The organism is Pandoraea terrigena (genome assembly GCF_902459705.1).
In the GTDB taxonomy this organism is placed as follows: Bacteria; Pseudomonadota; Gammaproteobacteria; order Burkholderiales; family Burkholderiaceae; genus Pandoraea; species Pandoraea terrigena.
In genome coordinates this window covers 100,046-124,643 of sequence record NZ_CABPRU010000001.1, presented here as the reverse complement: position 1 = coordinate 124,643, position 24,598 = coordinate 100,046, and the positions used below count along the sequence as shown (strand labels likewise).

Genomic DNA, 24,598 nt, shown 5'->3' with positions numbered 1-24,598 from the left:
GACATTTCTTATGTCGGTCGCTCGCGATCTTCCAAAGAATGCGCTTGAGAACGGCAGTGGCGCCGAGATGTGCACGGAACAAAGCGGCCTCGTCCGCGTGCCTGGGCAGTCAGGCGAGGCTCATCCCCGCGCACTCATGCATTTAGTTCAGCGATGATGCGCTCCGCGAGAAAATCGCAGGGCTGGCGGTTGGACGTCACACTTCGCGCAAGGACGATCTCAAGCGTGCCGATCTCCGGCAGACCATGGGCCGCCCCGAGCAACGTAAAGTCAGACGGCACGGCACATCGCGCCAGCGGGGTAATGGCGAGGCCGGCTCGGGCCATCGTCAGCAGACCCAGCAGGCTCGGACTCTCATACGACGTTCGATACGCGATTTTTGCGCGCTCCAGGCTCCGAATAGCCTTCTCGCGTGCGACGCTTCCCGGCAAGAACACCGCGATGGGCAGTGGCCGTTCTCGCCAAATGTCCGTCGCGCCCGGGGCGGCTGCCCACACCATCGGCTCGTGCCGCAAGAACTCGCCGGTCAGGCCTTTAACCCGCGTCGCGCAGACGAGGTCCACCGTGCCGTCGCGCAGCATCGGCGCGAGCGCAACGCTTGGCAAACCGATCACCTGGATTTCGACCTTGGGATAGCTGGCCGAGAATTTCTTGAGAATCGGCGGGAAGAGCGACGACGCGTAATCGTCCGGTACGCCGATCACCACGCGGCCTGTCACGTCCGGCCGCACGACCGCAGCCCAGGCCTCGTCGCGCAGCGCAATGATCCGCCGCGCGTACGCCAGAAGCACCTCTCCGTCTTGCGTCGGCACCACGCTGCGCGGTTTACGTAAGAAGAGGACCTTGCCAAGCGCCGATTCCAGCGCTTTGATCTGCATGCTCACCGCCGATTGCGAGCGGTGCACCAGGTCGGCAGCTCGGCTGATCGTGCCCGTATCCGCAACGGCGACGATCATGGTGAGAACGCCGATATCCAGGGCTTTCATCTCGGTACTCATGTGTACTGGCTCGCGTATATGCATCAGAAAAACTGAAAGATTGCATCAATATTATGCGATTTTCTTTTCGATTGCATTGGCGCAAAGTTTGGGAAACTGGAGTCTTGACAATGAATGCCCACACGCCCCTGACGACCCTGGCTCTTGCCGGTGTGCAGCCGCAACCCAACTTTGCTTCCACCGCGTCAGGTGCCTCTGTGCCCTACGTGGAAGCCGGAAGTGGCGAGCCGATGGTCTTTGTGCATGGGTCGTTGTGCGATTACCGCTATTGGGATCCGCAGCTCGCCGCGTTGTCGGAGCACTTCCGCTGTTTCGCGCCGAGTCTGGGCCACTATTGGCCTGAGACTCATGCGTTCGGGCACGGTGACTTCAGCTGGGAAGCGCACGTGGTGCAGGTGGCGGAGTTTATCGAGGCGTTGGGCCTTGGCGCGGTGCATCTGGTCGGCCACTCACGTGGCGGCTGCGTGGCGTTTCATCTGGCACGCCAATACCCCCACCTAGTGAAGACGCTCACGCTGGCCGACCCCGGCGGCCCGTTGCAGGTAACGCCGCAAGCGGAGACCGGCAAATTGCCGCCTGCCACGCAATTGTTGAGAGCGAAGGCCGCGGAGCTGATCGAGCAAGGCAAATTCGACGCCGGCCTGAACCTGTTTGTGGACTCGGTCACCATGCCGGGCTTCTGGGGCAAGAGCACGCAGGGCTTCCGCAGGATGGCGCTGGACAATGCCGTAACGCTGCCGAAGCAGTTGCGCGATCCGCTGCCCGCCTATACCCGTGAAGCGGCCCGTGAAATCCAGTGCCGGACGCTGTTGATCGACGGGCAGAAGAGCCCGCGCATGTTCCGGAACACCGTCGAGAAACTTCAGGAGTGGATCGGACACGCTGAGCGTCAAACCATCGCTGGCGCCTCGCATGGCATGAACATCGCTAACCCTGGCGCATTCAATCGGGCGCTTGTGCAATTGGCTGGGTAGGTGTGCTGTACGGGTTGATGTCAGTCACACGGTGAACAGGCTGGCTCGCCCGAAGGCGGATGTGCATCGTTGCAGAAGTAGGGCGCGCCCGACGGTCGCATGTTGCATTGGAGGGGTATTGGATGCCCGCGCGATGGCATGGGCGTTGCAGCCGCTTGATCTCGGATTCCGGCTCTCCCATCCGGTTGGCATCGGACAATCGCCCCCTCCCATGCCAGCCTGAAACTCGAAACACTATCGAGCAGTTTTCTCGCCTGATCTCGCACCGTTTCAATCGCAGCAGCGGATTCCTCCGCGAGGGCTGCATTGTGTTGTGTGACGACATTGATCTCCGACAACGCGCGTGACAGCGCTTCGACGCCGTTGCGTTGCTCCTCAGACGCGGACGCGATCTCTCGTAGCACGCCGTCAACTTGTCGAACGGTAGTAAGTGTCTCTTCGACGCATTCGGCGAGTTATCGGTGATAGCCGGTTTGAACTGCGCGAGACTCGCTGCGTTCTGCTGGTGCGCCGCCTGTTCTTCCGTTCGTTGCGACAGGTCCACGTTTCCGGTCGAGCGGCACTTTCAATCATGCGTATTTTCCCGGATGCTCCAGAAAGCTTCTTGCCATTTTAACTAGATATCTAATATAGTTATGCGACACCTGCTGATGATGGCGACCAGTCGCCGGGAGACATGACATGCTGACCCACCAAGAGAACGAATTGCTGTGCCGCGTCGAAGGCGATGCCCCGATGGGCCAACTGATGCGCCGACACTGGACACCGGTTTGCCTGATCGAAGAAGTCGCCGAGCCGGATGGCGCGCCGGTAAAGGCGCGCGTATTTGGCGAGGATCTCGTCGTGTTCCGTGACTCGGAAGGCCGCGTTGGGGTGCTGGACGAGTACTGCCCGCACCGTCGCGCATCGCTCGTCTATGGCCGCAATGAAGACGCCGGCCTGCGCTGCCTGTATCACGGCTGGAAGTTCGATGTCGGGGGCAACGTGCTCGAAATGGTGTCCGAGCCGGCGACGAGCTGCATGGCCAACAAGGTCAAGCACAAGGCCTACCCGGTGCGGGAATGGGGCGGCATGGTGTGGGCGTATATGGGCCCGCAAGACGCCATTCCCGACTTCCTGCCGCCGACCTGGGCACCGACCGCCGACACCCGCGTAAGCATCGCGAAAGCACTGCTGCCGTGCAACTGGGCGCAGATCCTCGAAGGCGCGATCGACTCCGCACACAGCTCCAGCCTGCATTCGTCCGACTTCGTGCCGGCACGCGTCGGTGGCGCCGAAGCGACCGACAAGAACTGGCTGCGCCCCTCCACCGACAAGGCCCCCCGCCTGCAGGTCGAGCGTACCGACTACGGCTTCCGTTATGCCGCGCTGCGCCGCCCGATCTTCAACGCCGGCACGCACGACTACGTACGCTCGACGGTGTTCGTGGCGCCGGGCACCGTGCTGATTCCGCCGAACAATCTCTACAACGTTGCGAACATCAACGTGCCGATGGACGACACGAACACGGCGTTCTACTTCATCGCCTGGGGCGATCCGGAGACGACACCGGAAACTGAGACCTGGCGCAAGTTCCTGCGTCAGCAGATCGGCATCGATCTCGACCAGCACTATCGCCCGCTGCGCAATCACGACAACCGCTTCTGGCAGGACCGCCAGGCGATGAAGGCCGGCAATTTCACGGGCATTTCGGGCTTCCCCAACCAGGACATCGCCATGTGGGTCACGATGGGTCCGATCGCTGACCGCTCTGACGAGCGTCTCGGGGCAAGCGATCTCGCGATCGTCGAATTCCGGCGCCGCATGCTCGACGCACTCGCGGAATTCGACAAGGACGGCAACGCCATTGGCACCGGTGCGAAGGCGATTCCCCAGGACACATGCTCGTACCAGGCCGTCGTGCCGAAGGAAATCGACTGGCGCACGTATGCCGTGCGTTACGTCAGCAAGCGGAACCCGGAACTCGCCGACCAGCCGGCCGCGCTCGCAACGGACTATCAGGTCAAGCAATAACGGGAGGCACACGGTTATGGAGCAGCGCCGTTTGCGCATCGGGGTCGCAGGACTGGGACGGGCATTCTCGCTGATGCTGCCGACCTTCCTGCGCGACCCCAGAGTCCAGCTCGTCGCTGCGTGCGATCCGCGTGCGGATGCGCGGCGGCAGTTCGCCGCCGACTTCGCGGCGCCCACCTATGCGGACGTGGCGGAGTTGGCAGATGACGATAACGTCGAGATCATCTACGTTGCGAGCCCGCACCAGTTCCACGCGCAGCACACGGAAATTGCCGCGGCAAAAGGCAAACACGTACTGGTCGAGAAACCCATGGCGCTCGGCGCCGCCGATTGCGACCGCATGATCGCCGCATGCCGTGCCGCGGGCGTGCATCTGATCGTCGGCCATTGCCACAGCTTCGATACGCCGTACCTGCGTACGCGCGAATTGATCCGTCTCGGCGATTTCGGCGCGGTGAAGATGATCCAGGCCGTCAACTACACCGACTACCTGTATCGCCCGCGTCGGCCCGAGGAGCTGGCGACCGCTGAAGGCGGCGGTGCCGTCTTCAGCCAGGCGGCGCACCAGGTTGATATCGTGCGCATGCTGGCCGGCTCACGCGCAATCCGGCTGCGTGCGAGTGTCGGCCGGTGGGATCCGTCGCGCCCCACCGAGGGGGCCTATTCGGCGCTGATCTGGTTCGAAAACGGCGCCTATGCCTCGCTCTCATACAACGGCTACGGCCACTTCAACACCGAAGAGTGGAGCGGCTGGATCGGTGAAATGGGCGATCGCACGAGCCCCGATACGTACGGCAGCGCCCGCCGCCGGCTGAAGACGCTCGCGTCCTCGGATGACGAGGCCGACCTCAAGGCCGCTGGCACCTACGGCGGATCGGCATACAAACCGCCCACCGCCGCCGCGGACGAGCCACAACGATTCCATCAGCATTTCGGCCCGATCATCGTGTCCTGCGAGCATGCGGACCTGCGCCCGCTGCCCGATTCGATCGTCATCTACGGCGACGAGCAGCGCCAAACGCTGCCGCTGCCTGTGCCCGTCGTGCCGCGCGCTGAAGTCATCGACGAGTTGTATGGCGCGGTCGTCGACGGACGCAGACCGCTGCACGATGGCGAATGGGCGAAAGGCACGCTGGAAATCTGCATCGCGATTCTGAAGTCGAGCGAAACGGGCGCAGATGTAACCCTTTGATCGCTTCAGGAAAGCGCAAGATCCCTTGTTACCCTCGTTTTGAACTGAGCCAAGTACAGTTAAAACGAGGGATTTTTTATCGGCGCTTCCGGCATGCCGGACAGTTGGAAAACTGGAAAGCTGACAACAGGCCACCGCCCCAGCTTCTGCGGGACGCAAACGTGCGCCCGACTGCGCTACCCGGCGAACGCCGCAAAGCGCAGCGAAAAATCGGTCGCCGTGACGTGCTTCGTCAGCTTGCCTAACGAAATACGATCCACGCCGGTCTCCGCAATGGCGCGCAGGGCGTCCTCCGTAACGCCACCTGACACCTCCAGCTCAGCGCGCCCTGCGGTGACATCCACGGCCTCACGCATCGCGTCGAGCGAGAAATTGTCGAGCAGAATCGCCGTGGCGCCCGCGGCCAACGCTTCGTTTAACTCAGCGAGCGTTTCCACCTCGACCTGCACTGGTACGCCCGCCCCCAGAGCCTGCGCCGCCCGAATAGTGGAGGCAATGCCGCCCCCGGCCGCGATATGGTTTTCCTTGATCAGGATGCCGTCGTACAGGCCACGACGATGGTTTTCGCCACCGCCGATACGCACCGCGTATTTTTGCGCGAGGCGCAAGCCCGGAAGCGTCTTTCTCGTGTCGAGAATGCGCGCCGCCGTGCCTTCGACGATGCACACCATCGCGCTTGTCTCGGTGGCGACGCCCGAAAGCAACTGGAGGAAGTTGAGCGCCGTGCGCTCGGCAACGAGCATGCCGCGGGCTGGACCGGTGATCCGGCAAACGATCTGCCCTTCGTGCATCCCTTCGCCTTCGCCGACAAACCACTCAATCGCAATACGCGGATCAACCTGCCGGAGTGTTTCGTCAAACCACGGCCTGCCACATAGCCGTGCGGGCTCCCGCACGGTCAGGACAGCCTCGGCTGAGGCGTCGGGATTGATCAGCAGCGACGTCCAGTCGGCGTTGCCGACATCTTCCGCAAGCGCATCGCGGACGTTGCGCAACATCGCCGCGCGGGTCATTTCATCCATTCCAGTATCCGTATTTTGAGCGGGAAAGCAGCATGCAGTGGCCTTCCATCGTGCGTGGGCACGGCCACCAATATTATTAGATCTATAATAATATAGCCAGATGGGAATGGTCTGAAGTGTCGCGCTGCGCGTCAATCGTGTTCGGACGCTTCGGCGCGTGCCGCGATGAGATTACCTACCTCGCGCGTCGACGGAATGCGACGCGCCGGGTCGTTCGACTCGGATTCGTCGCGTGCCATGTTCTCGATGATCGTCAGCAGAACCTTGCGCGCGACGTTAATCTCGGTCGCCTTTAAGCCGTCAACACTGATCTCATTGACTTCTTCTGCAAGCGGGACGAGCTTTTTTTTGAGGTTCCGGCCGCGTGGGGTGAGATAGACGTGCGTGTTCTTGCGGTTGTCGGGTGCATAACGGCGCTCGACATAACCGAGCTTTTCCATCGCCTGCACCGCGCTGAAGGTGGTGGGCGTCGTGGTTCCGGTCTCGTCGCTGAGCTCCTTTTGCGTGAGCCCGTCGTTGACCCAGAGCACGCGCAGGAAAGCCCAGTGGCCAAATGACACCTCATGTTGCGCGAGGCGCATTTGCAGTCCGCGCACCATCGCGCGGGCTGCATCCTTGACCAGGTGGGCGAGACGATCGTCCGGCACCGCGTCGCGCCAGTGCCGGAGAATGGGATCTGTGCTTTGTGCCCTGGATTTGCCAAGGGAGCGTGCTGTTGCCATGCCTTCCTCATCCCAAAATAACTAAACATACGGCAATCATATCGCCGAATCCGGCGCATGAGCCACGGCAGAGGGGTGCGGCGGGACTTCGCGCGCTGCCGCTTCCGCGCATACATCAGTACGCTTGTTCAGTGCGGGTCGCGAAACACAACGCCCCGTGGTATCTGGCCAGTCACACGGCGGCGACCGAACCAGCGGGGCGGGACGTCAGATCTTGAAGCGCTCCAGACTTGCCGGGTGAAATAGTTCAGCGGGCTGCACGCGGCGGCTCGACAACCCTTCCGCATGATGCTGGGCGAGGAAGCGGTCGATCACTTTCTCGTTCTCCGCGAAGCCGTACGACCAGAAATCGTGGCCCATCAGCCGTCGCGCGTTGCGCAACTGGTCCTCGATGAACGGCAGCGTCACCTTCGTCGCCGAAGTATCGCTCAGGCGTGCGAGCGCGATCTCCTTCGACTTCTCGAACGCCTTGACGATTGCGCCGGGCAGCCACGGATGCTGCTCCGTGAGCGACTTGCGAATGCCGAGCGTGTGCATGATCGGGAAGAGATTGCGACGCTCGTACCATTCGGCGGCGGCCTTCTGCGGATCGACGAACAGATATTTCACCTGCGGATGTCCGCGGTCGAAGCACGACGGTGCGCGCGGTCCGATCACGCCATCAATCTCGCCCTCGGCCAGCAAGTTCGAAATCGTCCGACCCTCCGGCGCGTTTTCCAGCACCACGCCCTCGGGAAGCTTGAGTGCAATTTTCTCCACGCGCGTGGGATCTTCGTAGCCTCCGCGCACCCAGCGGATGTCCGAGGCTTTCACGCCGTACTCTTCCTCCAGGAACATTCGGACCCACACATTGGCCGTGAGCTGATACTCCGGCACACCGATGCGCTTGCCCTTGAGATCCTCAGGCCGGTTGATACCGCGATCGGCGCGCACGTAGATCGAGCTGTGGCGGAACGCGCGCGACGGGAAGACCGGCACGGCAATGTACGGCGACGTTCCCGCCGCCGTCTTCACCGAATAGCTGCTGAGCGAAAGCTCGCAAATGTCATAGTCAGCGTGGCGGAACGCACGAAAGAAAATCTCCTCCGGGTCCTGCAACATAAACACGGGATCCACGCCGTCGATCTGGACGTCGCCGTCGATCAGCGGCCGCATCCGGTCGTAGTTGCCCACGGCGATGGAAAGTTGAAGCTTGCTCATTCCTGTTCCCTTCTTACAATGAAAATTCCTGGTGCCTCACCCAGCGTCGCGCGTTACTGTGCTCGCCGCTCGCGCGGAACCCCCAGAAGCACGGCGATGCCGCCTACGAATGTAAACAATGCGACCAGCAGGATGCCCGCTGAAAAGCTGCCGCTCACGCTCTTCACCCAGCCGAGCACGATAGGCGCGAAGAAGGCGCCGACTTGCCCGAGGCTACTGATCACACCAATGCCGCCGGCGGCGGCCGTGCCTTTGAGGTACGTCGGCGGGATAGTCCAAATAATCGCTGCGGCCGCGAAATAACTGATCGAGACGAGACTCAGGCATCCGATCGCAGCGAGCCAGTTATGCGTGACCAGGGTGAGGAGCACAGCGCCTGCCGCGCCTGCCGTCGTCACACTGACGAAGTGCCAGCGGCGCTCGAGGCGCAGGTCCGAGCTGCGCGCGATGAACAACATGGCAATGGCGCCGACGATGTAAGGCAGGGCCGACATGAAGCCGATCTGCAACAGGTTGGAAACGCCTGCCTGTTTGATGATCGTCGGCGTCCAGTAGTTAAGGATGGTCCCGCAAATGGGCACCGTGGCCCAGCCCGCGGCAATCACGTACACGCGCGGGTCGCGCAGCGCGGCGAGCAGATTGCTCGGTGCGTCATGCGGCTTGCTGCGGCTTTCTTCCTCCAGTGCGCCAATGACGAGACGCTTTTGCTCATCGGTCAGCCACGCAGCTTCCTGCGGCCTGTCGATCAGGTAGAAATACGCAACGACTCCCGCAATCACAGCGGGTAATCCTTCGAGGAAGAACAGCCACTGCCAGTTGCGAAAGCCCCAAACATCCATGAAGTTTTGCAGGATGTAGCCGGAAAGCGGTCCGCCGACGATGCCTGCAACTGCAATCGCCAGCAAGAATCGCGACGTGATGCGAGCACGGCGTTTGGCCGGATACCAGTACGAGAGATAGAGGATGATCCCGGGCCAGAAGCCCGCCTCCGCCGCGCCGAGGAGCGTTCGGGCGAGGTAGAACTGCCACGGAGCGGTCATGAACGCCATCGCGGTGGAGATACCCCCCCACAGCAGCATGATCCGCGTGACGGTCTTGCGGGCGCCGATGCGGCGGAGCAAGAGCGTGCTCGGCACTTCAAGCAGGATGTAGCCAATGAAAAACAGACTCACTCCAAGCCCGTAAGCGGCGTCGCTCAAACCGAGATCGTGCTTCAGTTGCAGTTGTGCGAAGCTGACGTTGACGCGATCGAGGTAGTTAAGGACCCAACAAAAGAAAAGGAAGGTCATCAACCTCAGCGTGATCTTGCGGTAAGTCGCCTCCTCGACCGCCGAGTCGGCTACGGCAGGCAGGGATGCGCCCCCCGAGTGCAACGTTGAATGTGCCATGTCTCAATCTCTCCGAATTTCACTTGTGATGCCGGCTGGAACAGGCGTTCCACTCATCACATAATTAGATTTCTAATTTAAAGGTTACGGCGGCTTTCTGTCGCTGGCAAGCGCGGGTTTATACCGAGAGCAAGGTCGCAAAGTGTCGCGCGTCTCGACTTGCAATATTAGAGATCTAGTAATAATATGCGATTCATATTGAGGCAACGCAGCGCCGAATCGGCCAGAAGGAGACAGACATGACGACACCCCAGGAAGACGGTTTTCTTCGTCTGAAGATTGCGGGCAAGGAGAAGATCGCCCGTGACATCTGGCGCTTTGATCTGACCGACCCGCAAGGCGCGCCGTTGCCACCGTTCGAGGCGGGCGCGAACTTGACCGTTGTGGTGCCCAACGGTTTGCGACGCAGTTATTCGCTGTGCAATGACTCGCAGGAGCGCAATCGTTACGTCATCGCGGTGAAGCGCGACGGCAACGGACGCGGCGGCTCGATGAGCTTCGTCGACGACACGACAGCGTGCGACGCCGTGGATGTATCCCTGCCCCGCAATGAATTTCCGCTCGATGAGCGGGCGAAATCATTCATTCTCGTCGCGGGCGGCATCGGGATCACGCCGATGCTGTCGATGGCGCGACAGCTGCGAGCGGAAGGTCTGCGCTCGTTCAAACTGTACTACCTGGCCCGCGATCCAGAAGGCGCGGCGTTCATTGATGAACTCAGCAGCGACGCGTGGCGGTCGGACGTGACGATTCACCACGATCACGGCGACCCGTCGAAAGCGTTCGACTTCTGGCCCGTATTCGAGCGGCCGAAGTCAGCGCATGTGTACTGCTGCGGCCCGCAGGCGCTGATGGACACGGTGCGGGACATGACGGGTCACTGGCCGTCGGGCACCGTCCACTTCGAGAGCTTCGGTGCGAGCAACGCGAATGCGCGCGAAAACACGCCGTTTGCCGTGCGGCTTGCCCGCACCGGTAGGTCGTTCGACATTCCCGCCAACCGCTCGATCCTCGACGTGTTGCGCGACGCGAACGTTCGCGTGCCGAGTTCGTGCGAAAGCGGCACCTGCGGTTCTTGCAAGACTGGTCTGTGCTCAGGCGAGGCCGATCATCGGGATCTCGTGTTGCGCGATGACGAGAAGGAAGCGCACATCATGGTCTGTGTATCGCGCGCGAAATCAGCAGAGTTGGTGCTCGATCTCTGAGCCGGAAGCGAAACCCATCTCTTGCGCCTCATCGCCGGCCGCGATGAGGCGTACCGCTTCGGGCGCGGTCATGTCGATCCAGATCGGGCGCGCGACCGAGCTTTTAGCGTCCCAAAAGCGCACCTCGATAAATCCGAAGGGGCTTGGGATAGACATGGTCAGCTCACCTCGTTCAGGTATGGGGTGACATTGCGCAGCATGCGCTCGATGTATTCTTCCTTTTCGCCCACTGGTGCGACATAGTGCATCGCGCTCCGAGCGGCTTCGAGACCTTCCAGACGGGCGATGACCCAGCAGGCGAGATACTGCGACGCAAGGCAACCACCTGCCGTTGCAATGTTCCCTTTGGCGAAGAAAGGCTGGTTGAGCACATCCACACCCGCCTCCTGCACCCAGGGCTTGGTTATCAGGTCGGTGCAAGCTGGAATGGCCGCAAGCAGTCCTTGCTTGGCCAGCACCAAGGTGCCTGAACACTGAGCCCCCAGCAACTGTCGATGGGGGTCGAGCTTCAGTTGTGCCATCAGCGACGCATCTGCGACCACCTCCCGAGTCTTCATACCACTGCCAACCAGGACTGCATCGGCTTCGACGGCCTCACCAAGAGATATCTGGCTTTGGAGCACGACCCCGTTCATCGACGTTACGCTGGCTGTCGGACAGGCAATGGAGACACGCCAGTCGGGCTTCTTGATGCGATTGAGGATACCCAGCGCAATCAAGGAGTCGAGTTCGTTGAAACCATCAAAGGTCAGGATGGCAATATGCATGTGTCGGTACTCCATCGGGTTGATGCGGTGGGGGCATCGTAGGCAGAATATCCAGCACAATCAAATTTTTGTCATGGATACATTCACGTACGGCCCGAAGTAGCCAAGCAGATCACCGGCAGCCGATACCCAAGCCACGCTCCGAAGATTTCATCCTTGGGGTGATGGGCTTAATTTGGATGCCCTGCTAGCATGCATGGAAAGCAAAACGTGGGAGGGGAATTTGGACGACGATATCGGAAATGGCCGTTCAGTGGCGATCTACTGGGACTTTGAGAATCTCCACGCTGGACTCGTCGAGGCCAAGTATGGGGAAGGTGCCTACGCCAAGCAGGACAACCGTTTCAAGCCACAGGAGCCATTAGTAGATATCCAGGCGCTGGTAGAGCTTGGCTCTTCGTTTGGCCCCGTTGCGATCAATCGGGCGTACTGTAACTGGCAGTTCTTCGGCCGATACCGAGATGCGCTGCTGCAAAGCGCTGTAGAGCTCATCCAGCTCTTCCCTCCTGGCGCCTCTGCCAAGAACGGTGCTGACATTAAGCTCTGTTTGGATGCCACGGAGGACATTAGTCGCTTCAACCATATCGGCACGGTCATCATCGTCGGTGGCGACAGCGATTTCATGCCTGTAGCCCAGAAAATCAAGGCCGCCGGCCGTACCCTCATTGGTATTGGCAATCGCAAGAACACCAATAAGCACTGGGCAAAGAGTTGCCACGAGTTCCGGTACTACGACAGCCTGGTGGAGCCGGTCTCCAGTGAGGAAGCAAGACCCGCGGCAGAGGATGCGTCCTCGCCGCCGAAAGATCCTGCGGCAGACATGCTCCGGCGCGCGATTCGCTTGTTAGCAGAATCGAAGGGTGACGCCTGGGTCCACAAGGCTAACGTCCTACCGATGATCAAGCGTCTGGACCCCACCTTTGATCCCAAGGATCATGGCTATGCGAGCTTCAGCGAGATGCTCAAGGCATTGGATGCCGTCGTCGAAGTCAAGAAGGGAGAGAAGGATCACCTTCTGCGGCTGCACTAATTCACTAACTCGGACCTTGGCCTAACCGCCAAACGCCCCCCTTTAAAAACCCACACGCGCGACAATCGTGCGTCGACACAGAAATAACTCATGCCCCCGTCGACGCCACGGCATTTATAGGCGCAGGAACGGACTAGTAGGTGGGATCACCTCTCAGCTTTCGTCCGGCGTGACCATGCGCATGGGACGAGTGCCGATCTTCGCCCCGGTGACCTCGTCCACGGCGACCGCTCTAATTTCCGTGCCCGTTTCCACGTCGAAGAAACGGATCAGTTGGCCGCCGCCCCGGTGTTGGCGCCCCCACTCGCCAATCATGAACAGCACGGGCAGAAAGTCGCGACCGGCAGCGGTCAACAAATACTCCTCGCGTGGCGGGTGCTCCGAGTAGCGCCGCTTCTCCAGCAGCCCCTCCTCAGTCAGTGCCGCCAGCCGGCGAGTCAGCATCGTCGGCGCAATGCCCAGACTTTTCCGAAATTGGTCAAAGCGGGTAAGGCCGGCATGGGCGTCCCGCAGGATCAATATGCTCCACGCGTCTCCCGCGACGGTCAGGCTGCGCGCAATCGGGCAGGAGTTATTGCAACAATTTTCATCGTCCATACTATTTTAATAGTGACTTAGTCTCAAATTGGTAGTATTGTTACTATCAGTTCGATACTAACACTTTAGGGACTAGCAATCCACCCGGCACGGAGATTTCATTGATGAGCAGGAACAATTCCGGCATCGCTCCGGTAACCGGCGCTTCTCCTGGCATCGGCGCAACCGCGACGGCATGGCACGGCCGATGGGCAACGTGAAATGGAAAGATGTCCCGACCCGCACGATTCACGTTGGCCGGGTGGCTTTCGCCTACCGGGAACTCGGCCCCGTTCCGGGCACGGAAGCGTCTTCCAGCACTACCGGGCTGATGTGCCCACGGTGCTGGGCTTCCTCGCCGGCTGATCTGAACAGATAAAAATGAAATGCCAAGGATGAAGAATCAAACCATGAAAGCACTCACTTTCCAGCGCTATGGCAAATCGCCCGAGATCGGGCTCACCGAGGTACCCCGCCCCACGCTAAAGAGCGATGAACTGCTGGTCCAGGTTCGCGCCGCCGGTCTGAACCCGATCGACAACATGATTCCGACCGGGACGTTCAAACCGGTTCTGCATTTTCAGCTTCCGGCCACACTGGGTAGCGACCTGGCCGGCGTGGTGACTGAGGTTGGCAGCAACGTGACCCGCTTCAAGCCAGGCGACGCCGTCTTCGCCAGCATCTTCGACCTCGGTACAGGGTCGATTGCCGAACTCGCGGTCGTGCCGGAGAGCGCTGCCGCGCCGAAACCGACCAATCTGGACTTCGTGCAAGCCGCGTCGATCCCGATGGTCGGCCTCACCTCGTGGCAAGCGTTGAAGGAACGCGCCAATCTTCAGACCGGCCAGCAGGTATTCATACCTGCTGGATCCGGCGGGATCGGCACATTTGCGATCCAGTTGGCAAAGCACCTTGGCGCCAAGGTGGGCACCACCGTCAGCACGGGCAACATCGAACTGGTGCGTAGCCTGGGCGCAGACGAGGTGGTCGACTACAAGAAACAGGAATTCGAGAACGTGCTGCGCGGCTATGACGCGGTGCTTGGCACCGTCAGGGGTGACGCGATTGAAAAATCCATCTCCATCCTTAAACCGGGAAGCAGGATCGTCTCGCTCATCGGCCCGCTGGACGCTGCATTCGCTCGTGCCAAGCGCTTGAACTTCGTTCTACGGTTCGTATTCGGAATGATGAGCCGCAAAATCATGCGTCTCACGAAAAAGCGGGACGTCACCTACTCGTTTCTCTTCATGCACCCCGACGGCGCTCAACTCACAGAAATCGGCAAGCTTCTCGAAGCTCATCGCATCAAGCCGGTGATCGACAAGGTGTTTCCGTTCGAGCAGGCCAAGCAGGCACTTGAGTACCTCGCCCAAGGACGATCCAAGGGCAAGGTCGTGGTCAAGATGTGACGGCAACTGTGTTTCCCCCCCACCACCAGCACAACTAATGCAAAGGAAGAATCCATGACCACACGTCCGACTGTCTTCATCACCGGTGCCTCCAGCGGCATCGGCGCCACCTACGCCGAGCGCTTCGCCCGCCGTGGCCACGACCTTGTCCTTGTTGCGCGTGACAAGTCGCGCCTGGATGCGCTGGCAATACGCTTGCATGAGGAAAGCAATGTGGCGGTCGAAGTGCTGCAAGCCGACCTTACAAACCGCGCGGAATTGTCTGTGCTTGAAACTCGGCTGCGGAATGACGCGCGTATCGGCGTCTTGATCAACAACGCGGGCATGGCTCAATCGGGGGGCTTCCTGGAGCAATCCGCTGAGGCCATCGAACGCCAGATCACGCTCAACACCACCGCTTTGACGCGGCTCGCTGCTGCGATCGCACCGCGCCTCGCGCAGTCCGGTACGGGTTCAATCGTCAACATTGGCTCGGTGGTTGGTTTCGCGCCCGAGTTCGGCATGTCGATCTACGGAGCGACCAAAGCCTTCGTTCTATTTTTGTCACAGGGTCTGCACCTGGAGCTGTCCCCGAAGGGCGTTTACGTGCAAGCGGTCCTGCCGGCATCGACGCGCACCGAGATTTGGGAGCGTGCCGGCATTGATGTCAACACCCTCCCCGAGGTGATGGAAGTCGGCGAACTGGTCGATGCTGCACTGGTCGGTTTCGACCGTCGCGAGTTGGTCACGATACCTCCGCTTCATGTCGCCGAGCGCTGGGATGCGCTGGATGGTGCGCGTCAAGGGCTGGTGTCGGATATTCGACAGGCCCATGCGGCTGAACGATATCAGCCACAAGCCTGAGCGCCTCATCCAGATAGACTGAACGTGAACCCCACGCCAAGGAAATTTCAATGAACAACATGTTATTCACGCCTACCCAGCTCGGCAGCCTGCCGCTGAAGAACCGAATCGTCATGGCGCCGCTGACGCGCAGCCGGGCAATCGGCAACCTGCCCAATGAACTGATGGCGGAGTACTACCGCCTACGAGCGGACGCCGGACTGATCATTACCGAAGGCACCTCGCCATCGCCCAACGGCCTGGGTTACCCACGCATCCCCGGACTGTTCAACGAAGCGCAGGTACAGGGCTGGCGACCGGTGACTGATGGCGTCCACCAAGCCGGCGGCAGGATTTTTGTTCAATTGATGCACACCGGGCGTGTCAGCCACCCCGCGAACATGCCGGCCGGCGCCGGCGTTTTGGCTCCGTCGCCAATCGCCGTTCCCGGCGAGATGTGGACCGACACCGACGGAATGCAGCCGCATCCCGTACCCCGCGAAATGAGCGAAGCGGATATTGCACAAAGCATCGCCGAATATGCGTCGTCGGCCAAACTGGCCATACAGGCAGGCTTCGATGGCGTCGAGCTGCATGCAGCCAACGGCTACCTGATCGATCAATTCCTCAATACGGCGTCCAATCAGCGCCACGATCGCTGGGGTGGTTCGGTGGAGAACCGCATCCGCTTCGCGGTCGAAGTCGCCAAGGCGACCGTCGCTGCCATTGGTGCCGAGCGCGTTGGCATCCGCATCTCGCCGTACGGTGTCTTCAATGCCCAGACGCCGGATGCCGAGATGGATGACGTGTACCTGCGTCTGATCGACGAGCTGAATGCGCTCGGCCTGCTCTATATCCACATCGTGGATCACAGCGCCATGGGGGCGCCTGAAGTCAGCCCTGAGTTGAAAGCCAGGCTCCGTGCCGCGTTCAACGGGCAATACATTCTCTCCGGTGGCTACGATGCTGCCCGGGCCGATACGGATCTCGACGCAGAGCGTGGCGATCTGGTGGCTTTCGGTCGCCCGTTTATCTCGAATCCGGATCTGGTAGCCAAGCTGAAGTCGGGGCAGGAATGGGTTGCACCTGATTTCGCTACCTTCTACACACCGGGAGAAAAGGGTTACACCGACTATTGAAAATCCGATTCCGGATAAGTTGACCGCTCTGGCCAACCTGCAGCCCATGGAAAGGGGCAATGACAGACGATTGGGCTGAACGTGACGGCAGGGCGGCTTTGGCACTGGTGATCAATCGCCACACGCGAGAACGGCTGGGCGGGCACCTGTCGCGCAGCGGCAGGGCCGCTACGGCTTCGAATGCACTAGAGCAAGCGGTGATCGCTCGTTTCGGCCCTGGTTCGAAGCTACGGCCTGCGCCAGGCGTTCATCATGTCGCATTGCCCTCAGCAAACGATATGGTCGAACGAGTGATTCGCACGCTGAAAAAGCAATGCGTGCACCAGCATCGGTTCGAGACCCTGCAGCACGCATGCCGCGCGATTGCCGACTGGATTCAGTTCCACAACCATCGACGGCCCCACCAGGCGCTGAAGATGAAAACCCCAACTGAGGCGCTCGCGTTAGCCGCCTAACCTGAGCAGGTTCCGCTGGGTCATTACAGGACAGCGTTAACTGCTGCCACGGCCAGCGGCTGTTCCCGACCCAGAGCCGGTCAATTGCTCCCCCGCGACCTGTGTGGCCACTTTTGAAGCTGGAGCGGTCGGTCTCACCCTAAAGTTGATTGATCAAAACCCGTCGACCAGATTCAAAACGATCCATCCCGTTGCGTGAGACCATCTGCCCCCTCAGGCGTGAGCACTTCAACCATCGCTTTATGCCTGCCAGGAATGACTGTTATCGACGGTGCCTGCCTTCTTCGACAAAGCGCTGGCCTTCATCATTTGCTCACCGTCAACCAGCAGGAGCAAAACGATGAGCAACTTCCAAACCTACACGATCGATAACGCACCGGCCGCCTCGAAGGCCAGCCTTGAAGACACGAAGCGCGCGTTTGGTTTCGTCCCCAACCTTCAGGCGCATATGGCGGAATCGCCCGCGCTGCTGGCCGGTTACTCGGCGCTGTGGGATCTGTTCTCAAAGAGCACGCTGACGCCGCACGAACAGCAGGTCGTCTACCTGACCTCGAACTTCGAGAACAACTGCCACTACTGCATGGCCGGTCACAGCACGCTGGCGAAGATGATCAAGATGGACGCAGGCGTGATCGCCGCGCTGCGCGCCGGCACGCCGCTGCCGGATGCAAAGCTCGAAGCGCTGCATCGTTTCACGACGCTCGTGGTGCGTGAGCGTGGCTTTGTTCCCGACTCTGATGTCGACGCCTTTCTCACCGCAGGCTACACCCGTCAGAACGTCCTCGAAGTGATTCTGGGCGTGGCAACCAAGGTGATGAGCAACTACACGAACCACATCGTCCACACCGAACTCGACGGCTTCATGGCCGGTAACGAGTGGACCAAACCGGTCGCTGCCTAAGCCGTCTCGGGGAGCCGCCTCGCGGCTCTCGTCCAACGCCATATCGAAGCTCACCGAGGAAGCGAAATGTCCACGTTCGACCGCTATAAAGACGCATACGCCAACGCCAAACTGACCCGTACGCCAGACGGTGTGCTCGAAGTCCGCTTCCATACCGACGGCGCGAAGCTCGTCTTCAATGGCCATACGCATGAACAGTTCACCGACATGTTCCATCAGATCGGCGAAGACCCGGATAACCGCGTGGTCATCCTGACCGGTAGCGGTGACGCTTTCATGGACGCGATTTCGCCGGAAGGTTTCGATTTCTTTACTCCGCGCGGCTACGACAAGATCTTCCGCGAAGGCCGCAAGATATTGATGAACGTCCTGGACGTCGAAGTCCCGATGATCGCCGCGCTGAACGGCCCGGTCCTGCTGCATTCGGAATACGTCCTGCTGTGCGACATCGTGGTGGCCACACCCGAGACGGTGTTCCAGGACATGCCGCACGCGGCGTTCGGCATCGCCCCCAACGATGGCGTCCATCTGCTGTGGCCGGAAATGATCGGCAGCATTCGCGGCCGGTACTTCGTGCTCACGCAGCAAAAACTCGACGCTGCGGAGGCCAAGTCGCTGGGCGTCGTCAACGAGATCGTACCTGCGGATCAACTGCTCAGTCGTGCGCATGCCATCGCCGCGACTATCGCAAAGCAGCCCCCGCTCACCACCAAATACACCCGCATCGGCCTGACCCAGCGGCTGCGTCGCGTGATCGACGAAGGCATCGGCTACGGCCTGGCGCTCGAAGGTATCACTGCGGCCGAAGTGGCGCGCATTGCGGCAGCGCAGAACGTAGCCTGAATCCACCGGCGCGTTGGTTTCCTCAATTCCTCTATTTCTCTCGACGGAGAACACTCATGTCACTGCAAGACAAACTCGATGCATTCAGGGCCGACTTCAAGGCGGGCAAGCCGCCGTTCAACGCGCCGCCGGAGATTCATCCGGTGATGGAACGCGCCACGGCAGAACTGATTGCGAGCGGTCAGGCGGCCCGAGCCATTAAGGCCGGCGATCGCGCGCCGCACTTCAACCTGAAAGATCAGGATGGCAACGACGTGTCTTCCGCAGCGCTGCTCGTGAAGGGGCCACTGGTCGTGACGTTCTATCGCGGCGTCTGGTGCCCGTACTGCAATATCGAATTGCAGGCGATCAACGAAGTGCTGCCGCAGATTCAGACATATGGCGCGAACGTCGTGGCGATCTCACCGCAGACGCCGGTCAATAGCCGCAAGTCGGTGCGCACCAACGAACTGGGTTTTCCGGTGCTGAGCGACGTGAACGGTCAGACGGGCGCCGACTTCGGATTGCGTTTCGCGCTGCCCCACTATCTGGTCGAGCTTTACAAGAATCTGAAGAACGATCTGCCGACGTTCAACAACGATCCCAGTTGGACCTTGCCGATGCCGGCGCGCTATGTCATCGGACAGGACGGCATCGTGCTGTATTCCGAGGTCAATCCGGACTACACGCGTCGTCCCGACCCGTCTCATATATTCCCGGTTCTGGAAAAGGCGACCGCCAACGCCTGAGCCACACTGCTCAGCGCTTAAGGCTAAACGGTCACTACGCCGCGCCGGAGAACCCGCCGCGGCCTTTCGATTCCTTCCTGTTCTTAAAGGACATTTGATGACACAGCGTACTTTTCTCGTTACCGGCGCGACCAAAGGTATCGGTCTCGCGCTGACAGAGCGCCTGATTGGCGACGGCCACCGTGTCGTTGGCCTCGCGCGTGAAGCAAGCGATTTTCCGGGTGAATTGGTCCGTGTCGATCTCGCCGACCGTGATGCAACCAACGCCGTGCTCCAGGAGCTGGTGCGCCGGCATTCGTTTGACGGCGTGGTGAACAATGTTGCGCTGGTCAGGCCACAACGTCTGGGTGAAGTCGCGCTCGACGATCTCGACGACGTCCTCGCGCTGAACCTCCATCCGGCGGTCCAGACCGTTCAGGCGTTGCTTCCCGGTATGCGGGCCCGGGGCTGGGGACGGGTCGTGAACATTTCCAGCCTGACGATTCTCGGCATGACGCAGCGCACTGCCTATGCAGCGGCGAAGGCGGCGCTGGTGAGTTTTGCACGTTCCTGGGCGCTGGAACTAGCCGGCACGGGCATTACAGTGAATGCCGTCGCGCCCGGTCCGACCGAGACCGAGCTGTTCCGCGCGAACAACCCACCGGGAAGCGAGGGCGAGCAGCGCTATCTGTCCGCAGTGCCCATGGGCCGCTTCGGCAAGCCCGATGAAATTGCCGGGACGATCGCGTTTCTGCTTTCCGACGTAGCCGCCTTCATGACCGGTCAGACGCTGTACGTCGACGGCGGCGCGTCGATCGGCAAGCTAGGGTTCTGAGGGCGTGCCGGCATTGCCGGCAGACGCGACGCCCAGTACCTCCTCCACGAAGGCGACGAAGGCGCGCGCCTTCGCACTCACCAGGCGTCCCGCAGGGAATACCGCCCAAAGGTCGATCGGGGGCAATTCCCAGTCGGTCAGCACCGCCTTGACCGTACCATCGGCAAGTTCCGGAGAAAACATCCATTCCGATGCGATCGCGAGGCCTATGCCGCCGAGCACCGTCGTGCGGATGCCCTCGGCGGCGCTGACACTGACGCGACCTGACACGACCACTGCTACTTCCTTGCCGTGCTGGCTGAACGCCCAGGATTCGCCCCCACCGCGCAACGAATAAACCACGGCCTGGTGCTGGCTCAAATCCGCGGGCGATTTCGGCACACCTGCTTCGGCGAAGTAGCCGGGTGTGCCGACGACCAGCCTCCGGCTCCGCCCAATGCGACGCGCGGTCATGGCCGAATCGTCGAGCGAGCCCATGCGCAATGCAACGTCCACGCCTTTCTCGAGCAGGTCAATGGTATGGTCGTCCAGCACGATGTCAATCTGCAGATTCGGGTGGCGGTTCATAAAGGTCTTGAGCGCCGGCAGGATGTGCAGGCGTGCAAAGGTCACTGCGGCGCTGATGCGTAGCACGCCCGACAGTCCGGTAGACGCGTCGCGCACCACCTGTTCAGCAAGATCCACTTCTTCGATTGCGCGCCGCGCGTGCTCGTAGAACCGCTGACCCGCGTCGGTGGGTGTCAGGCCGCGTGTCGAGCGCAGCAGGAGTCGCACGCCGAGCCGCTCTTCGAGCTGCGCGATCGACTTCGAGACGGCCGGCTGCCCGAGCTTAAGCCGTTTTGCGGCCGCCGAGAATGAACCCGCCTCCACGACACTGACATACGTTTCCATTGCTGCCATCCGGTCCATGCTGGTGCTTTTCCTTGAAGGATCGTGAAGTCCGTATAGTGGCTGAGATGCTTTCAGTCGGAAGTCTATCGCGCCAGAGCCCGGTCGATGAAATTGCCGTTGCCGATCGGTCTCTGTCAACGCAATCCGCAGGAATAACTCGGCCCCGCGGCAGGCGATCCTGCGGCGGGGCCGGTTACGATGCTCGCTCCCGCCTTAGATAACCGGCGCTGCACTATGGAAGGAATAATCGGTGTAACCGCGCGCATCGCCGCCATAGAACGTCGAGCGGTCGTAATGGTTCAATGGCGCCCCGACGCGCAGTCGCTCGGGCAGATCCGGATTGGAGATAAACAGGCGCCCGAACGCGACGAGATCGGCGTCACCTGCTTCAATGATGCGATGCGCGCTATCCGCAGTAAAGCCACCCGCCGCGATGAGTGTGCCTTTGAAGACGCGACGCAAGTCTCTAGCCGAGACCGCCGAGGCCGCCGCGGCGACGTCATCGTTACCGCGCACTCGCGGCTCGACTACATGCAGATACGCGAGCCCATAGGCATCCAGACGACGCGCAACATAGCCGAACGTGGCATGCGGATTGCTATCGGACATCGTGCCGTACGAACTTCCCGGCGAAAGACGCACCGCGATGTGACCGGCATCCCAAACCGAACCGATGGCATCGAGCACCGCGAACAGGAAGCGCGCGCGGTTCTCCAGCGAGCCGCCGTATACATCCGTACGGTAATTCGTGCCGTCCTGCAGAAACTGGTCGGGCAGATAACCATTGGCAGCGTGCAGTTCGACACCATCGAAGCCGGCCTGTTTCGCAAGCGCCGCCGCGCGACGGAATTCTTCGATCACGCCGGGAATTTCTTCGAGCGTGAGGGCGCGCGGAAGTACCTGTTCGACCTCGATAACCTCGCCATTTTCATCGTGGATTGCCGAGTGTTCATAGGCACGCGCGGCGGAAGGCGCGACCGGCACTTCTCCACCGATGTTGGCCGGGTGCGCCTGTCGTCCCGCATGCCACAACTGCAAAAAGATACGTCCACTTTTTGCGTGGACGGCCTCGGTGACACGCCGCCAGCCGTGCGCGTGCGCTTCGGTGTAGATGCCCGGTGCGCCCACATAGGCGAAGCCGAGCGGAGACACCGACGTCGCGTCGGAAATCAGCAAGCCGCCCGACGAGGCGCGTTGCGCATAGTAATCAACCATCAGATCGCCGGGGACGTTGTTTGCATCGGTTCGCATCCGTGTGAGCGGCGCCATGACGACGCGGTGGTTGATCGCATAAGGGCCGACCTGGGTCTGGGTAAAGAGAGTGTTCATTGCACGTTACCTGAGAAAGAGGAGAAGACCTCGGGATCTTCAGGGCAAGCGCAAATCCGCAGAAGACAGCGCCGGGCGATAGCTGTCATTCCTGGGCGGAATAGTCGAAGGGACGCGTCGTCGAGAGTCATTGGTCATTCCTTGCGGGAATAGCGGTTATCACTCCGGCCGGACTTCACCGGATGTCGAATGCCGCGCAAAGTTCGTCTCACGTCAAGCCGATACCCTCTTAAAGGATTACGCGCCATGTACCACGTTTATGCATTCGCTACCCCCAATTCCGTTAAGGTTCCGATCGCGCTTGAAGAACTCGGAATCGACTACACACTGCACCCAGTCAACGTTCGGAAGGGCGAGCAGAAGAGCGATGGATTTCTCGCATTGAATGCCAACGGGAAGGTGCCTGTACTGACCACTGACGACCGCGATTTCACGCTGACTGAGTCTGCGGCAATCCTTGTTTATCTGGCCGAAAAGCACGGCAAGCTTCTCTCGCAAGACCCCGTGCGCCGGGCTCGCACGTTTGAGCAACTCTTTGTACATGCTTCGGGGCTGAGCCCGGCCTTCGGGCAGGCGGGTTATTTCCTTAAATTTGCACCCGAGGTGATGCCGCACGCCATCGAGCGCTTTTCCGCAGAGGCGACCCGCCAACTGAAACTGCTCGACGCTATCCTTGCCGGGCAGTCGTTTGTCGCGGGCGATGAGTATTCCATCGCGGATATCGCGCACTTCGGATGGATATGGCGGCGCGCCTTCCCAGACCTGACGCTGGACGACACGCCGCATGTGCGACGCTGGTACGAAGCGATACTCGAGCGTGCGCCGGTAAGACGGGCCATTGAAAAAGTCGAACACCTGGCCAATGCAATCACGTAGCCCGATTGCGGTCCCTTCGATTCGTGGCCGCAGATACACAGATGTGTTTGCGAGTAATCTGGAGAATTGCCTCTTTCAGCGGACCGCTATCCAGACTGAAGGGGACATTCGGTCTGGGCTCGCAACAGGGATGCGAATGTCGCGTCACGGCCGGTAGTCGCCGCGCGCGATTCGAGCCGCGCCGATCCTCACTTCCGGAAAGCAAGTCGCGTCCAGGTGACTCCCATGTTCCTGTTTGCTTGCTGGGCGGAGCCACTGCAAACGTTGAGCAGAGGATGCAGATGATGACCTTCGGCAAGCCTGATCGTGTCTGCCGCGGAGACGTCAAACATGCGCCGCCCCCTCGGAAACGGCCCATGGCGCAACGACATAATGACCACGCCACCTTCGTCTAACAAAGCAGAGATGGTGTTCATCCCTCGGCGACGCTCGACTTCGTCGAGGTGCATCCATACCGCAGTAACCATGACAACGTTGAAAGTGTTCGCGCTTTCCCGGACGAGGCAGAGTTCCGGAAGGCTGTCGTCGAGCCACACTACGCTTGAAGCCGGATAGAAGTTGATCGCAGCAGCCCGCAGTTCGTCGACGGGCTCAACCGCTACCACCGAGTGCCCCATCGCTGCCAATGCGGCAGCGTCGCGGCCCATGCCGGCTCCCACGTCGAGGATGCGTGAAGGTGTTGTCGGTATCAGGTGTAGAACTGGCTGGTGGTGGTCTCGGAACGAAATCTTGCGCCAATCGTTAGCCAATGCCTCGGCATACTCCGCGTAACCTTCGGTTCCCGGAACAATCGACATCGATGAAAATAGGATCGTCAGATCGGCCGATTGTCGACGATTCAGGCTGAAGTGTCGAATGACTGATTCTGGCTGTGGAGCGGCCCTCGGTGATACTTGAGATGAGCGTCGGTCAGTTCGCGTCCCCAAAAACACCGTCCATCAGAGAATCGCCGAACAAGAAAAAGGCCTTGAATATCAATGACTTTTCTCGTTTCCACCTCGCTACAGCGCTACCATTTTGGCGCGGCTGTAGGTCAGTCGCATCAACTTTGTTGCACGGCAGCAAAACTGTGGCGCCAATCGCACTTACTCTGGCGTAGGGCGCCAGAGTTGATAAGACGCCGCACACGAAAAATCAAAGACTTACGCCGAGTACCGCCACACATTTCTTGTTGAACCCGACGGAGTTGGCGCGACTGGCCTACTTCGGCGCAGAAGTAGTAGCGTTCGGGTAGCCACGCTCGCCAGTTCATGGTGTTGGGGTATGCCACGATAAGGTCCTGAGGCGAAACACCCCAAACACCT

At 60.6% G+C, this 24,598-nt stretch carries 25 protein-coding genes; 14 read left to right on the top strand and 11 right to left on the bottom strand.

Annotated elements, in window-relative coordinates:
• Nucleotides 1–134: 134 nt before the first annotated feature.
• Nucleotides 135–986, bottom strand: coding sequence for a LysR substrate-binding domain-containing protein (locus PTE31013_RS00530; RefSeq protein WP_174978383.1), 852 nt, complete (start codon nucleotides 984–986; stop codon nucleotides 135–137).
• A 122-nt stretch (nucleotides 987–1,108) separates the two neighbouring features.
• On the opposite strand from PTE31013_RS00530, the gene PTE31013_RS00525 reads away from it, so the two are divergent.
• The 3 genes from PTE31013_RS00525 (at nucleotide 1,109) to PTE31013_RS00510 (ending at nucleotide 5,177) form a co-directional block, all read left to right on the top strand.
• Nucleotides 1,109–1,972, top strand: a complete 864-nt coding sequence (locus PTE31013_RS00525; protein WP_150610893.1) for an alpha/beta fold hydrolase — start codon at nucleotides 1,109–1,111, stop codon at nucleotides 1,970–1,972.
• Between the two features lie 681 nt (nucleotides 1,973–2,653).
• The gene (locus tag PTE31013_RS00515) at nucleotides 2,654–3,985 is read left to right on the top strand and encodes a Rieske 2Fe-2S domain-containing protein (protein WP_150610891.1); all 1,332 of its coding nucleotides are present in this window, start codon (nucleotides 2,654–2,656) and stop codon (nucleotides 3,983–3,985) included.
• Between the two features lie 16 nt (nucleotides 3,986–4,001).
• Nucleotides 4,002–5,177, top strand: a complete 1,176-nt coding sequence (locus PTE31013_RS00510) for a Gfo/Idh/MocA family protein (RefSeq protein WP_150610890.1) — start codon at nucleotides 4,002–4,004, stop codon at nucleotides 5,175–5,177.
• A gap of 176 nt (nucleotides 5,178–5,353) precedes the next feature.
• Here the strand turns inward: PTE31013_RS00510 and nadC are convergent, their stop codons facing one another.
• From nadC to PTE31013_RS00490, 4 genes are all read right to left on the bottom strand, one after another.
• On the bottom strand, nucleotides 5,354–6,199 hold the full coding sequence (gene nadC, locus PTE31013_RS00505; RefSeq protein WP_150611542.1) for a carboxylating nicotinate-nucleotide diphosphorylase: 846 nt from the start codon (nucleotides 6,197–6,199) through the stop codon (nucleotides 5,354–5,356).
• Between the two features lie 131 nt (nucleotides 6,200–6,330).
• Entirely contained in the window at nucleotides 6,331–6,921 is a 591-nt protein-coding gene (locus PTE31013_RS00500; protein WP_150610889.1) for a MarR family winged helix-turn-helix transcriptional regulator, read from the bottom strand.
• Between the two features lie 207 nt (nucleotides 6,922–7,128).
• Complete coding sequence (locus tag PTE31013_RS00495) at nucleotides 7,129–8,121, bottom strand: PhnD/SsuA/transferrin family substrate-binding protein (RefSeq protein WP_150610888.1); 993 nt, start codon at nucleotides 8,119–8,121, stop codon at nucleotides 7,129–7,131.
• Between the two features lie 53 nt (nucleotides 8,122–8,174).
• Nucleotides 8,175–9,509, bottom strand: a complete 1,335-nt coding sequence (locus PTE31013_RS00490) for an MFS transporter (protein ID WP_150610887.1) — start codon at nucleotides 9,507–9,509, stop codon at nucleotides 8,175–8,177.
• Nucleotides 9,510–9,748: 239 nt separating this feature from the next.
• On the opposite strand from PTE31013_RS00490, the gene PTE31013_RS00485 reads away from it, so the two are divergent.
• Nucleotides 9,749–10,714 (top strand): PDR/VanB family oxidoreductase, encoded by a 966-nt coding sequence (locus tag PTE31013_RS00485; protein WP_150610886.1) that lies wholly within the window; start codon nucleotides 9,749–9,751, stop codon nucleotides 10,712–10,714.
• Here PTE31013_RS00485 and PTE31013_RS00480 read toward each other — a convergent pair.
• Nucleotides 10,688–10,870, bottom strand: coding sequence for a hypothetical protein (locus tag PTE31013_RS00480; protein ID WP_150610885.1), 183 nt, complete (start codon nucleotides 10,868–10,870; stop codon nucleotides 10,688–10,690). The two genes, PTE31013_RS00485 and PTE31013_RS00480, sit on opposite strands and share 27 nt — an antisense overlap.
• A 2-nt stretch (nucleotides 10,871–10,872) precedes the next feature.
• Nucleotides 10,873–11,481 (bottom strand): DJ-1/PfpI family protein, encoded by a 609-nt coding sequence (locus tag PTE31013_RS00475; protein WP_150610884.1) that lies wholly within the window; start codon nucleotides 11,479–11,481, stop codon nucleotides 10,873–10,875.
• A gap of 196 nt (nucleotides 11,482–11,677) precedes the next feature.
• Between PTE31013_RS00475 and PTE31013_RS00470 the strand changes: the two genes are divergently transcribed.
• A complete protein-coding gene (locus PTE31013_RS00470) occupies nucleotides 11,678–12,511 on the top strand; it encodes an NYN domain-containing protein (protein WP_150610883.1) in 834 nt (277 codons plus the stop codon).
• 153 nt (nucleotides 12,512–12,664) lie between these two features.
• Here PTE31013_RS00470 and PTE31013_RS00465 read toward each other — a convergent pair whose 3' ends face one another.
• A complete protein-coding gene (locus PTE31013_RS00465) occupies nucleotides 12,665–13,108 on the bottom strand; it encodes a winged helix-turn-helix transcriptional regulator (RefSeq protein ID WP_150610882.1) in 444 nt (147 codons plus the stop codon).
• A gap of 389 nt (nucleotides 13,109–13,497) precedes the next feature.
• Between PTE31013_RS00465 and PTE31013_RS00455 the strand changes: the two genes are divergently transcribed.
• From PTE31013_RS00455 to PTE31013_RS00420, 8 genes are all read left to right on the top strand, one after another.
• Nucleotides 13,498–14,496: an NADP-dependent oxidoreductase gene (locus tag PTE31013_RS00455; protein ID WP_150610881.1), complete on the top strand. Its 999-nt coding sequence runs from the start codon at nucleotides 13,498–13,500 to the stop codon at nucleotides 14,494–14,496.
• Between the two features lie 54 nt (nucleotides 14,497–14,550).
• On the top strand, nucleotides 14,551–15,339 hold the full coding sequence (locus tag PTE31013_RS00450; RefSeq protein WP_150610880.1) for an SDR family NAD(P)-dependent oxidoreductase: 789 nt from the start codon (nucleotides 14,551–14,553) through the stop codon (nucleotides 15,337–15,339).
• Nucleotides 15,340–15,398: 59 nt separating this feature from the next.
• The gene (locus PTE31013_RS00445; protein ID WP_217426215.1) at nucleotides 15,399–16,457 is read left to right on the top strand and encodes an alkene reductase; all 1,059 of its coding nucleotides are present in this window, start codon (nucleotides 15,399–15,401) and stop codon (nucleotides 16,455–16,457) included.
• A 59-nt stretch (nucleotides 16,458–16,516) separates the two neighbouring features.
• A complete protein-coding gene (locus PTE31013_RS00440) occupies nucleotides 16,517–16,912 on the top strand; it encodes an integrase core domain-containing protein (RefSeq protein WP_174978382.1) in 396 nt (131 codons plus the stop codon).
• A 340-nt stretch (nucleotides 16,913–17,252) separates the two neighbouring features.
• Nucleotides 17,253–17,813 (top strand): carboxymuconolactone decarboxylase family protein, encoded by a 561-nt coding sequence (locus tag PTE31013_RS00435; protein ID WP_150610878.1) that lies wholly within the window; start codon nucleotides 17,253–17,255, stop codon nucleotides 17,811–17,813.
• 66 nt (nucleotides 17,814–17,879) lie between these two features.
• Nucleotides 17,880–18,656: an enoyl-CoA hydratase/isomerase family protein gene (locus tag PTE31013_RS00430; RefSeq protein WP_150610877.1), complete on the top strand. Its 777-nt coding sequence runs from the start codon at nucleotides 17,880–17,882 to the stop codon at nucleotides 18,654–18,656.
• A 56-nt stretch (nucleotides 18,657–18,712) separates the two neighbouring features.
• On the top strand, nucleotides 18,713–19,384 hold the full coding sequence (locus PTE31013_RS00425) for a peroxiredoxin-like family protein (RefSeq protein ID WP_150610876.1): 672 nt from the start codon (nucleotides 18,713–18,715) through the stop codon (nucleotides 19,382–19,384).
• A gap of 97 nt (nucleotides 19,385–19,481) precedes the next feature.
• On the top strand, nucleotides 19,482–20,198 hold the full coding sequence (locus PTE31013_RS00420) for an SDR family oxidoreductase (RefSeq protein WP_150610875.1): 717 nt from the start codon (nucleotides 19,482–19,484) through the stop codon (nucleotides 20,196–20,198).
• Here PTE31013_RS00420 and PTE31013_RS00415 read toward each other — a convergent pair.
• Both PTE31013_RS00415 and PTE31013_RS00410 read right to left on the bottom strand, forming a co-directional pair.
• Nucleotides 20,187–21,107, bottom strand: coding sequence for a LysR family transcriptional regulator (locus tag PTE31013_RS00415; RefSeq protein ID WP_150610874.1), 921 nt, complete (start codon nucleotides 21,105–21,107; stop codon nucleotides 20,187–20,189). The two genes, PTE31013_RS00420 and PTE31013_RS00415, sit on opposite strands and share 12 nt — an antisense overlap.
• 195 nt (nucleotides 21,108–21,302) lie before the next feature.
• Complete coding sequence (locus PTE31013_RS00410; RefSeq protein WP_150610873.1) at nucleotides 21,303–22,418, bottom strand: alkene reductase; 1,116 nt, start codon at nucleotides 22,416–22,418, stop codon at nucleotides 21,303–21,305.
• A 246-nt stretch (nucleotides 22,419–22,664) separates the two neighbouring features.
• On the opposite strand from PTE31013_RS00410, the gene PTE31013_RS00405 reads away from it, so the two are divergent.
• Nucleotides 22,665–23,294 (top strand): glutathione S-transferase family protein, encoded by a 630-nt coding sequence (locus PTE31013_RS00405; protein ID WP_150610872.1) that lies wholly within the window; start codon nucleotides 22,665–22,667, stop codon nucleotides 23,292–23,294.
• Between the two features lie 188 nt (nucleotides 23,295–23,482).
• On the opposite strand, the gene PTE31013_RS00400 is transcribed toward PTE31013_RS00405, so the two are convergent.
• Nucleotides 23,483–24,091 carry a class I SAM-dependent methyltransferase gene (locus tag PTE31013_RS00400; RefSeq protein ID WP_150610871.1) on the bottom strand — a complete coding sequence of 203 codons (609 nt, stop codon included), beginning with the start codon at nucleotides 24,089–24,091 and terminating at the stop codon, nucleotides 23,483–23,485.
• Nucleotides 24,092–24,598: the final 507 nt, after the last annotated feature.

Coding starts and splice junctions, on each gene's coding strand:
- PTE31013_RS00530 (WP_174978383.1), bottom strand. CDS start 986: ATGAAAGCCCTGGATATCGGCGTTCTCACCATGATCGTCGCCGTTGCG.
- PTE31013_RS00525 (WP_150610893.1), top strand. CDS start 1,109: ATGAATGCCCACACGCCCCTGACGACCCTGGCTCTTGCCGGTGTGCAG.
- PTE31013_RS00515 (WP_150610891.1), top strand. CDS start 2,654: ATGCTGACCCACCAAGAGAACGAATTGCTGTGCCGCGTCGAAGGCGAT.
- PTE31013_RS00510 (WP_150610890.1), top strand. CDS start 4,002: ATGGAGCAGCGCCGTTTGCGCATCGGGGTCGCAGGACTGGGACGGGCA.
- nadC (WP_150611542.1), bottom strand. CDS start 6,199: ATGGATGAAATGACCCGCGCGGCGATGTTGCGCAACGTCCGCGATGCG.
- PTE31013_RS00500 (WP_150610889.1), bottom strand. CDS start 6,921: ATGGCAACAGCACGCTCCCTTGGCAAATCCAGGGCACAAAGCACAGAT.
- PTE31013_RS00495 (WP_150610888.1), bottom strand. CDS start 8,121: ATGAGCAAGCTTCAACTTTCCATCGCCGTGGGCAACTACGACCGGATG.
- PTE31013_RS00490 (WP_150610887.1), bottom strand. CDS start 9,509: ATGGCACATTCAACGTTGCACTCGGGGGGCGCATCCCTGCCTGCCGTA.
- PTE31013_RS00485 (WP_150610886.1), top strand. CDS start 9,749: ATGACGACACCCCAGGAAGACGGTTTTCTTCGTCTGAAGATTGCGGGC.
- PTE31013_RS00480 (WP_150610885.1), bottom strand. CDS start 10,870: ATGTCTATCCCAAGCCCCTTCGGATTTATCGAGGTGCGCTTTTGGGAC.
- PTE31013_RS00475 (WP_150610884.1), bottom strand. CDS start 11,481: ATGCATATTGCCATCCTGACCTTTGATGGTTTCAACGAACTCGACTCC.
- PTE31013_RS00470 (WP_150610883.1), top strand. CDS start 11,678: ATGGAAAGCAAAACGTGGGAGGGGAATTTGGACGACGATATCGGAAAT.
- PTE31013_RS00465 (WP_150610882.1), bottom strand. CDS start 13,108: ATGGACGATGAAAATTGTTGCAATAACTCCTGCCCGATTGCGCGCAGC.
- PTE31013_RS00455 (WP_150610881.1), top strand. CDS start 13,498: ATGAAAGCACTCACTTTCCAGCGCTATGGCAAATCGCCCGAGATCGGG.
- PTE31013_RS00450 (WP_150610880.1), top strand. CDS start 14,551: ATGACCACACGTCCGACTGTCTTCATCACCGGTGCCTCCAGCGGCATC.
- PTE31013_RS00445 (WP_217426215.1), top strand. CDS start 15,399: ATGTTATTCACGCCTACCCAGCTCGGCAGCCTGCCGCTGAAGAACCGA.
- PTE31013_RS00440 (WP_174978382.1), top strand. CDS start 16,517: ATGACAGACGATTGGGCTGAACGTGACGGCAGGGCGGCTTTGGCACTG.
- PTE31013_RS00435 (WP_150610878.1), top strand. CDS start 17,253: ATGAGCAACTTCCAAACCTACACGATCGATAACGCACCGGCCGCCTCG.
- PTE31013_RS00430 (WP_150610877.1), top strand. CDS start 17,880: ATGTCCACGTTCGACCGCTATAAAGACGCATACGCCAACGCCAAACTG.
- PTE31013_RS00425 (WP_150610876.1), top strand. CDS start 18,713: ATGTCACTGCAAGACAAACTCGATGCATTCAGGGCCGACTTCAAGGCG.
- PTE31013_RS00420 (WP_150610875.1), top strand. CDS start 19,482: ATGACACAGCGTACTTTTCTCGTTACCGGCGCGACCAAAGGTATCGGT.
- PTE31013_RS00415 (WP_150610874.1), bottom strand. CDS start 21,107: ATGGACCGGATGGCAGCAATGGAAACGTATGTCAGTGTCGTGGAGGCG.
- PTE31013_RS00410 (WP_150610873.1), bottom strand. CDS start 22,418: ATGAACACTCTCTTTACCCAGACCCAGGTCGGCCCTTATGCGATCAAC.
- PTE31013_RS00405 (WP_150610872.1), top strand. CDS start 22,665: ATGTACCACGTTTATGCATTCGCTACCCCCAATTCCGTTAAGGTTCCG.
- PTE31013_RS00400 (WP_150610871.1), bottom strand. CDS start 24,091: ATGTCGATTGTTCCGGGAACCGAAGGTTACGCGGAGTATGCCGAGGCA.